Below are 8,654 nucleotides of genomic sequence, written 5' to 3'. Positions count from 1 at the left end.
GGCGGCCCGGTCACCGGCCCGGCCCCCCGCGCGGGGGGGGGGTTGTCCTGTTGGCTCGGATCCCCCTCTCGCGCGCCGCGGGTCTCCCCCCCCCCGGCCCGCGACTCTACAAAAACGAGGGGTCGGGCAGGGCAGTAGCCTCGGTCAAGACGCCGCGCCCATCGCCGCCTACACTGCGCGGCCTGTTCTCTCCCCCGAAGAACCTGATATGCGCAACAACCCGATGGCCCTGGGCATCGCCAATGGCGTTGCCGCTGGCGCACTGTGGGGCGTGGTCTTCCTCGCGCCTGCCGTGCTGCATTCCTTCAACGCATTGCAGCTGTCCGCCGGCCGCTACCTGGTCTACGGCCTGATCGCGGTGATCCTGCTGCTGCCGCGCTGGAAGCGCCTGGCACCTCAGCTGGGGCGTGCCGAATGGATGGGGCTGCTGTGGCTCAGCCTGGCCGGCAACCTGGTGTACTTCCTGCTGCTGGCCACGGCCGTGCAGTGGGCCGGTGGTGCGGCGGCCTCGCTCATCGTCGGCCTGATTCCGGTGGTGGTGACCCTGGTGGGCGTGCGCGAGAAGGGTGCGGTGCCGCTGAAGCAGCTGCTGCCCGCGCTGGGCCTGTGCGTGTTGGGCGTGGCCCTGGTCGGCTGGGAATCGCTGATGTCCGAGCACCTGGGCACGCCGTGGCGGCAGCGCCTGATCGGCCTGGTCTGCGCCTTTGGTGCGCTTTTTTCCTGGGCGCTGTACTCGGTGGGCAACAGTCGTTGGCTGGCCCGGCGCGCCGATCTGTCCAGCCATGACTGGTCGCTGCTGACCGGCGTCACCACTGGCGGCCTGTCGCTGCTGCTGGTGCCGACGGCCTTCATCGGCCAGACCGCCGGCCACACCCCCGCGCAGTGGAGCCTGTTCTGGGTGATCAGCGCCGGCGTCGCGGTCATCGCCTCGATCATCGGCAACGCGTTCTGGAACCGCGCCAGCCGCCTGCTGCCGTTGACCCTGACCGGGCAGATGATCGTGTTCGAAACCCTGTTCGCGCTGCTCTATGCCTTCGCCTGGCAATGGCGTTGGCCGACCCTGTTGGAGGCGCTGGCGATCGTGTTCCTGGTGGCAGGCGTGCTGCTGTGTGCCCACGCGCACCGCGCCCCGCGTGCGATCGCCGACATGCCGGCTGATTGCCGGCCGCAAGCGCTCTGATGCCGACTTTGTCTCAATTGCAACCAAATGATTGCACGTTGGGCGATGATCGAAACAAACGATTTTTGCATCGCAGCACTTGACAGCCCCCCGGCGCACGGTGTTTTCTGTGCGCCATGGTCTTCGATGCCGCCCTCGCCAGCCTGATTGCCCCCGCTACCGCGGGCGGGTCGACTGCGCCGGTCGCCATCACCACCATTATTACCACCACCGCCACCACTGCCATGGTGCGGCCCGTCGTCTTCGTGTAACTCCCGAAAACAACGGCCCCGCACCATCCAGGTGACGGGGAAACCCACCACCTGCATGTGACGGGGCCTCCTACCGAGGTCTGCATGTCTTCTCACGCCCCCGCCCATCCAGCTGCACCGGCCGACCTGGCCGCACCGTCCACCGTCGTGCACAAGTTCGGCGGCACCTCGGTGGCCAACGCCGAACGCTACCGCCATGTGGCCGGCCTGCTGCTGGCCAGTCCCGAGCCGCTGCAGGTCACCGTCGTGTCGGCGATGAAGGGCGTCACCGATGCGCTGATCGAACTGGCCCAGCTGGCGGCACGCGGCGATGCAGGCTGGCGCGAGGCCTGGCATGCCCTGCGTGCACGCCATCGCGGCGCGGCGGTGGCCCTGCTCGGCGAGCAGGTGGGCGAGACCGTGGAGTGGATCGACGTGCGCTTCGACCACCTGGCCGAAGTGCTCGGCGCGCTGGCGGTGATCGGTGAGCTCCCGCGCGAGGTGCTGGACCGCGTGCAGGGGCTGGGCGAAGTGTTCTCCGCGCAGCTGCTGGGCATGCACCTGCAGGCACTCGGCGAAGAGTGCGCGGTGCTGGACGCACGTGATGTCCTGGTCGTCGGCCATGGCGAACTGGGCGTGGACGTGGATTGGGAGGCCAGCGCCGACCGCCTGGCGAAATGGCGCCTGCAGCACCCGCAGTCGCGCGTGGTCGCCACCGGTTTCGTCGCCCGCGACCGCGAAGACCGCATCACCACGCTGGGCCGCAACGGCAGCGACTACTCCGGCGCGATCTTCGCTGCGCTGTTCAACGCCGATGAGCTGCACATCTGGACCGACGTCGATGGCGTGCTGTCGGCCGATCCGCGGCTGGTGCCGGAGGCCGTGCAGCTGGAGGCGCTCAGCTACGACGAAGCCTGTGAGCTGGCCTATTTCGGCGCCAAGGTCGTGCATCCGCAGACGATGTCGCCGGCCATCCGCCTGGGCCTGCCGATCTTCATCCGCAACACCTTCCATCCGGCGCACCCGGGCACGCGCATCAGCGCCGAACGCTCGCCGCGCGGGCCGGTGAAGGGCCTGACCCTGAGCCCCGACCTGGCCCTGCTGAACCTGGAGGGCACCGGCCTGATGGGCGTGCCGGGCACCGCCGAACGCGTGTTCTCGGCACTGCGCCAGGCGCAGGTGTCGGTGGTGATGATCTCGCAGGGGTCTTCCGAGCACTCGATCTGCTGCGTGGTGAAGGCCGACGAAGCCGCGCGTGGTCGCGAGGCCCTGCTGCATGCATTCGCACACGAGCTGGCGGTGGGCCAGGTGCAGCGCGTGCAGGTCGGCGAGGGCGTCAGCGTGCTGGCCGCCGTGGGTGACGGCATGGCCGGCCAGCCCGGTGTGGCCGCACGCCTGTTCGAGGCGCTGGGCCGAGCACAGGTGAACATCCTGGCGATCGCGCAGGGCTCGTCCGAGCGCAACATCTCCGTGGCCGTGGCCAGCGCCGACGCAACACGCGCCCTGCGTGCCGCGCACGCCGGCTTCTGGCTCTCGCCGCAGACCTTCGCGGTGGGCGTGATCGGGCCGGGCAATGTCGGCGCGGCGCTGCTGGACCAGCTGCTGGCCGCGCGCCCGCAGCTGCTGGCCAAGGCCAACGTCGACCTGCGCCTGCGTGCGCTGGCCTCGCGCTCGCGCATGCGCCTGGAAGCCGATGTCCTGCACGCCGACTGGCGGCAGGCGCTGCACGATGATGGCCAGGCCAGCAACCTGGACGCCTTCACCGAACATCTGCTGGCCGCACATCTGCCGCACGCGGTGGTGATCGACTGCAGTGGCAGCGCCGAAGTGGCCGAGCGCTACGAGGGCTGGCTGGCGGCCGGCATCCATGTGGTCACCCCGAACAAACAGGCGGGTTCGGGTCCGCTGTCGCGCTACCAGCGCATCCATGCCGCTGCCGCAGCCAGTGGCGCGCGCTTCCGTTACGAGGCCACGGTGGGCGCCGGCCTGCCGGTGATCACCACGCTGTGCGACCTGGTCGATACCGGCGATGAAGTGCTGGCGGTGGAGGGCATCTTCTCCGGCACGCTGGCCTGGCTGTTCAATCGATTCGATGGCAGCCAGCCGTTCTCCGAGCTGGTGGCGCAGGCGCGTTCGATGGGCTACACCGAGCCGGACCCGCGCGATGATCTGTCCGGCGTGGACGTGGCGCGCAAGCTGGTGATCCTCGCCCGTGAGGCCGGCCACGCGCTCAGCCTGGAACAGGTACAGGTGGAAAGCCTGGTACCGGCGCTGCTGCGCGATGGCAGCGTGGACGACTTCATGGCCCGCCTGGGCGAATCCGATGCCAGCCTGCTGCAGCGTCTCGACGAGGCCCGGTCGCGTGGTGCGGTGCTGCGCTATGTCGCCCGGCTCGATGCGGAGGGTGCATCGGTGGGCCTGCAGGAACTGCCGGCCGACCACACCTTCGCCAATCTGCGCCTGACCGACAACGTGGTGCAGTTCCGCACCCGTCGTTACTGCGACAACCCGCTGGTGGTGCAGGGCCCGGGTGCCGGGCCGGAAGTCACCGCTGCCGGCGTGTTCGCCGACCTGCTGCGCGTGGCCGCCGGCGAAGGAGCGCGGCTGTGATTGCACGCGCATTCGCGCCCGCGTCCGTGGCCAACGTGGCGGTGGGCTTCGACATTCTCGGCCATGCCATTGCCGGCATCGGCGATACAGTGACGGTGCGACGCATCGACGAGCCGACCGTGCGCATCGAGGCCATCCGCGGCAGCGCCGTCGAGCTGCCACTGGATGCGCCAGGCAACACGGCCGGGGCCGCGCTGATCTCGCTGCGCGAGGGCGTGGGTCTTCCGTATGGCTTCGCCGTCGAGATCGACAAGGGCATTCCATTCGGTTCGGGCATGGGCGGTTCGGCCGCCTCGTGCGTGGCCGCGCTGGTCGCCGCCAACGCGCTGCTCGATGCACCGCTGCCGCGCGAAGCGCTTTACCCGCATGCACTGGATGGCGAGGCAGTGGCCAGCGGCGGGCGCCACGGCGACAACGTCGGTCCGCTGCTGCTGGGCGGACTGGCGCTGTGCACCGCTGATCGCCTGGTGCCGATCCCGGTGCCGGCCAGCTGGCACAGCCTGCTGGTGCATCCGCACGCAGTGCTGGAGACCCGGCGCGCGCGTGCGGCACTGCAGGGCAGCTATGCGCTGGGCGAGTTCGTCGCGCAGAGCGCCAACCTTGCCCTGGTGCTCAGTGGTTGCCATCGCAGCGATGCGGCCCTGGTGCGTGCCGGCCTGCGCGACGTGCTGGTGGAACCGCGTCGCGCCGCGCTGATCGCCGGCTTCGACGCTGCACGCGATGCCGCGTTGGCAGCCAACGCGATGGGCGCGGGCATTTCCGGTGCCGGCCCGAGTGTGTTTGCCTGGTTTGAAGATGCCGACCAGGCCCATGCCGCTGCGGCGCCCGTGCGTGCGGCGTTTGCCGCCGCAGGCTTCGACAGCGAAGCCTGGGTCTCGCCGCTGGACGCTGCTGGAGCGCGACTGTGCTGAATCCTTCCCCCTTGCCGGATACCGAGCTCATGCAATTCGTTTCGACCCGAGGGCATGCGCCCGCCGTTGGCCTGAGTGCCGCCATCGCCGCCGGCCTGGCCCCGGATGGCGGCCTGTACGTGCCCGACATGTTGCCTGCGCCGCGCGAACTGCACGCCGGTGCCACCCTCGCCGAGACCGCTGCCGATCTGCTGGCGCCTTTTTTCGAAGGTGATCCGCTGCAGGACGCACTGCCGGAGATCTGCCGCGAGGCCTTCGATTTCCCGGTACCGCTGCGTGCGCTGGGCCGTGACGGCGACCATGTGCTGGAGCTGTTCCATGGCCCGACCGCCGCGTTCAAGGACATCGGCGCGCGCTTCCTCGCCGGCACGTTGTCGCGCCTGCAGGCGGGCAAGGACCGTGACCTGACGATTGTCGTGGCCACCTCCGGCGATACCGGTGCCGCGGTGGCAGCGGCCTTCCATCGCCAGCCCGGCGTGCGCGTGGTGGTGCTGTATCCCGATGGCCGTGTTTCGCCGCGCCAGGCACACCAGCTGGGCTGCTTCGGCGACAACATCCAGGCGCTGCGCGTGGGCGGCTCGTTCGATGACTGCCAGGCGATGGTCAAGCAGGCGCTGGCCGACACCGACCTGCAGGCGCAGGTGCCGCTGAGTTCGGCCAACAGCATCAGCCTGGGCCGGCTGCTGCCGCAGATGAGCTACTACGCGCATGCGGCGCTGACCCACCACGCGCGCACGCGGCGTCGCCTCAACCTGGTGGTGCCGACCGGCAACCTGGGCAATGCGATGGCGGCCATGCTGGCGCGTGCACTGGGCGTGCCGATCGGCCAGATCGTGCTGGCCACCAATGCCAATGCGGTGCTGCCGGCCTACTTCAATGGCGGCGACTTCCAGCCGCAGGCCAGCGTGGCCACCGTGGCCAACGCGATGGATGTGGGCGCGCCGAGCAACTTCGAGCGGCTGCGCTGGCTGTATGCCGACGACGATGGCGAACTTCGTGCCGCCTTCCGCGCGTTCGCGGTGGACGATGTGACCATCCGCGCGACCATCGCCAGTGCGCATGCCAGCAGCGGCGAGCTGTTCTGCCCGCACACCGCCACTGCGGTGAAAGTGCTGCAGGACCTGCGCGCGCGCGGCGCCAAGGGTGATTGGGCGGTGGTGTCGACCGCGCACCCGGCCAAGTTCGAGGCGGTGGTGGAACCGTTGATCGGCGAAAGCGTGGCGGTGCCGCCGGCATTGGATGCGCTGCTGCAGCGGCCGGCGCATGCCGAGCCGCTCGCCGCCGATTACGCGGCGCTGCGCGAGGTGTTGTTGCGCTGAGGCGGGTAGTGCCGGCCGCTGGCCGGCAACACCGTGAACCGCGCGGCGGTCAGGCCAGCCCTTCGCCCGCCAGCGTACGCAGCCCATCCTCGTCGAGGATCTCCACCACGTTCAGATGGGGCAGGGCGATCAGGCCCTGCTGGCGCAGCTTGGTGAAGGTGCGGCTGACCGTTTCCATGGTCAGGCCGAGATGGTCGGCGATATCGCCGCGGCCCATCGGCAGTGACACGCGCAGGCCATCGCCGCCCAGCCTGGCCTCGCGCGCGGCCAGGCGCAGCAGGAAGTCGGCCAGCTTTTCGGCCGGTTGCAGGCGGGCCAGTGCCAGCGCGGCGTCCTGGGCGGCGTCCAGTTCCTGGCAGGCGCGCTGCAGCAGCTTGCGTTCCAGGTGCGGGAAGCGGCCACGCAGCGCCTTCATCTGCGGCAGGGCCACGCGGCAGACGCGGCTGTCAGCGATGGCTTCGATATCGTGGCGATGGTGGTCGCTGCCACTCAGGCCGAGGTAATCACCGGGCAGCACGAACCCATTGATCTGGCGACGGCCATCGGCCAGCGTGCGTACCAGGCGCAGTGCGCCCGCGGTCAATGTATAGACATGCTGGCGTTCTTCGCCGGTGCGGGCCAGGGTGCTGCCCAGGCCCACCTGCTGCGACACGGTCACCTGTTCCAGTGCCTGCACTTCGTCGGGCGACAACGCCGAGCAGACCGCCAGGTGGCGGACCGAGCAGTGCAGGCAGTCCAGCGTGGTGCAGGGCGGTGCAGCGTCGTCGTGGGCGGCGGACGGAGCGCCAAAAGGCCGGGACATGGTGCGGAGGCGTATCACGGGCGGGGGAGGGCTTTATGATACTTCATGCGGCCTTATGGCCCCTGATCGGCGGCTGAGCCATGCGGGGCGGTAGAATGTCGCCCCCTCCCACGTTCCCGTTCCTGCAGGAGTTCCGCCCGTGATCAAGCCCCGTACCCCGCCCGGCACCCTTGAACTGTTGCCGCGCGAGCAGATTGCGTTCCAGCGCATGCTGGACGTCATCCGCCGCAACTACGAGCGCTTCGGGTTCCTGCCGGTGGAAACGCCGGTGTTCGAGCTGTCCGACGTCCTGCTGACCAAGTCCGGTGGCGAGACCGAGCGCCAGGTGTACTTCGTGCAGTCCACCGGTGCGCTGGCCAACGCCGCCGAATCGGGCGACCGCTCGCTGCCGGAGATGGCGCTGCGTTTCGACCTGACCGTGCCGCTGGCCCGCTACGTGGCCGAGCACGAGCACGAGCTGACCTTCCCGTTCCGCCGCTACCAGATGCAGCGCGTGTACCGCGGCGAGCGTGCCCAGCGTGGCCGCTTCCGCGAGTTCTACCAGTGCGACATCGACGTGATCGGCAAGGACAGCCTGAGCGTGCGCTACGACGCTGAAGTTCTGGCCGTCATCCACGCCGTGTTCTCCGAGCTGCGCATCGGTGATTTCAGCATCCAGCTGAACAACCGCAAGCTGATGCGCGGTTTCTTCGAAAGCCTGGGCGTGGCCGAAGGCGAGCGCCAGCTGGCCGTGCTGCGCGAAGTGGACAAGCTGGACAAGCGCGGCGCCGATTACGTGCGCGAAACGCTGGTGGGCGAGGGCTTCGACATTCCGGCCGAGCAGGTCGAGAAGATCCTGGCCTTCGTCGCCGTGCGCTCGAAGGGTCATGAAGACGCGCTGGCCCAGCTGGCCGCCCTGGAAGCCGGTGGCGCCTCGTCGGAAACCCTGCGCAACGGCGTGGCCGAGCTGCGCGAAGTGCTGCAGCTGGTGCAGGCGCTGGGCGTGCCGGAAACCGCGTACTGCCTGAACTTCTCCATCGCCCGCGGCCTGGATTACTACACCGGCACGGTCTACGAGACCACGCTGACCGACCACCCGCAGATCGGCTCGATCTGCTCGGGCGGCCGTTACGAAGACCTGGCCAGCCACTACAGCAAGTCCAAGCTGCCGGGCGTGGGCATCTCCATCGGCCTGTCGCGCCTGTTCTGGCAGCTGCGCGAAGCCGGCCTGATCGACGGCATCGAAGCCAGCAGCGTGCAGGCGCTGGTGGCACTGATGGACGAGCAGGGCATGGCGCAGTCGCTGGACATCGCCCGCCGCCTGCGCAGCGGTGGCATCAACACCGAAGTGCAGATGGAGCCGAAGAAGATCGGCAAGCAGTTCCAGTACGCGGCCAAGGCCGGCATTCGCTTCGTGGTCCTGGCCGGCGAAGACGAGCTCGCCCGCGGCGTCGTCGCAGTGAAGGACCTGGTGCGCGAACAACAGTTCGAAGTCTCCCGCGACGAACTGGCCAGCACCCTGCAGGTCGAGCTGGAACAGTCGAAGGTGATGTAACTGCCCAAGGCAGCACCCAGAAGTTGAACGAAACGCCCACCACCCGGTGGGCGTTTTCGTTTCCGGGC

General features: G+C 69.2%; 7 protein-coding genes. 6 read left to right on the top strand and 1 reads right to left on the bottom strand.

What is annotated here, in order from left to right; all coding sequences use genetic code 11:
• Positions 1 to 208: 208 nt before the first annotated feature.
• The 5 genes from ACVOK1_RS13880 (at position 209) to thrC (ending at position 6,250) form a co-directional block, all read left to right on the top strand.
• A complete protein-coding gene (locus tag ACVOK1_RS13880) occupies positions 209 to 1,180 on the top strand; it encodes a DMT family transporter (protein ID WP_481562417.1) in 972 nt (323 codons plus the stop codon).
• A gap of 116 nt (positions 1,181 to 1,296) precedes the next feature.
• Positions 1,297 to 1,431, top strand: a complete 135-nt coding sequence (locus ACVOK1_RS13875) for a hypothetical protein (protein ID WP_481562416.1) — start codon at positions 1,297 to 1,299, stop codon at positions 1,429 to 1,431.
• A gap of 84 nt (positions 1,432 to 1,515) precedes the next feature.
• Entirely contained in the window at positions 1,516 to 4,020 is a 2,505-nt protein-coding gene (thrA, locus tag ACVOK1_RS13870; RefSeq protein WP_481562415.1) for a bifunctional aspartate kinase/homoserine dehydrogenase I, read from the top strand.
• Entirely contained in the window at positions 4,017 to 4,931 is a 915-nt protein-coding gene (locus ACVOK1_RS13865) for a homoserine kinase (protein WP_481562414.1), read from the top strand. Before thrA ends, ACVOK1_RS13865 begins: the two co-directional genes overlap by 4 nt.
• Before the next feature lie 29 nt (positions 4,932 to 4,960).
• Positions 4,961 to 6,250: a threonine synthase gene (gene thrC / locus ACVOK1_RS13860; RefSeq protein WP_481562413.1), complete on the top strand. Its 1,290-nt coding sequence runs from the start codon at positions 4,961 to 4,963 to the stop codon at positions 6,248 to 6,250.
• Between the two features lie 49 nt (positions 6,251 to 6,299).
• Here the strand turns inward: thrC and ACVOK1_RS13855 are convergent, their stop codons facing one another.
• Positions 6,300 to 7,052: a Crp/Fnr family transcriptional regulator gene (locus tag ACVOK1_RS13855; protein ID WP_481562412.1), complete on the bottom strand. Its 753-nt coding sequence runs from the start codon at positions 7,050 to 7,052 to the stop codon at positions 6,300 to 6,302.
• A 139-nt stretch (positions 7,053 to 7,191) separates the two neighbouring features.
• On the opposite strand from ACVOK1_RS13855, the gene hisS reads away from it, so the two are divergent.
• Positions 7,192 to 8,586 carry a histidine--tRNA ligase gene (gene hisS / locus ACVOK1_RS13850; RefSeq protein WP_150454403.1) on the top strand — a complete coding sequence of 465 codons (1,395 nt, stop codon included), beginning with the start codon at positions 7,192 to 7,194 and terminating at the stop codon, positions 8,584 to 8,586.
• Positions 8,587 to 8,654: the final 68 nt, after the last annotated feature.

The organism is Stenotrophomonas sp. STEN087, assembly GCF_056759115.1.
Note: the sequence above shows the minus strand (reverse complement) of the source record. Positions and strands in the feature narration are given on the sequence as shown.

What these genes read in the sequence shown, in the direction of transcription:
- ACVOK1_RS13875 (WP_481562416.1), top strand. Translation starts at nt 1,297, where the DNA reads ATGGTCTTCGATGCCGCCCTCGCCAGCCTGATTGCCCCCGCTACCGCG.
- thrC (WP_481562413.1), top strand. Translation starts at nt 4,961, where the DNA reads ATGCAATTCGTTTCGACCCGAGGGCATGCGCCCGCCGTTGGCCTGAGT.
- thrA (WP_481562415.1), top strand. Translation starts at nt 1,516, where the DNA reads ATGTCTTCTCACGCCCCCGCCCATCCAGCTGCACCGGCCGACCTGGCC.
- ACVOK1_RS13880 (WP_481562417.1), top strand. Translation starts at nt 209, where the DNA reads ATGCGCAACAACCCGATGGCCCTGGGCATCGCCAATGGCGTTGCCGCT.
- ACVOK1_RS13855 (WP_481562412.1), bottom strand. Translation starts at nt 7,052, where the DNA reads ATGTCCCGGCCTTTTGGCGCTCCGTCCGCCGCCCACGACGACGCTGCA.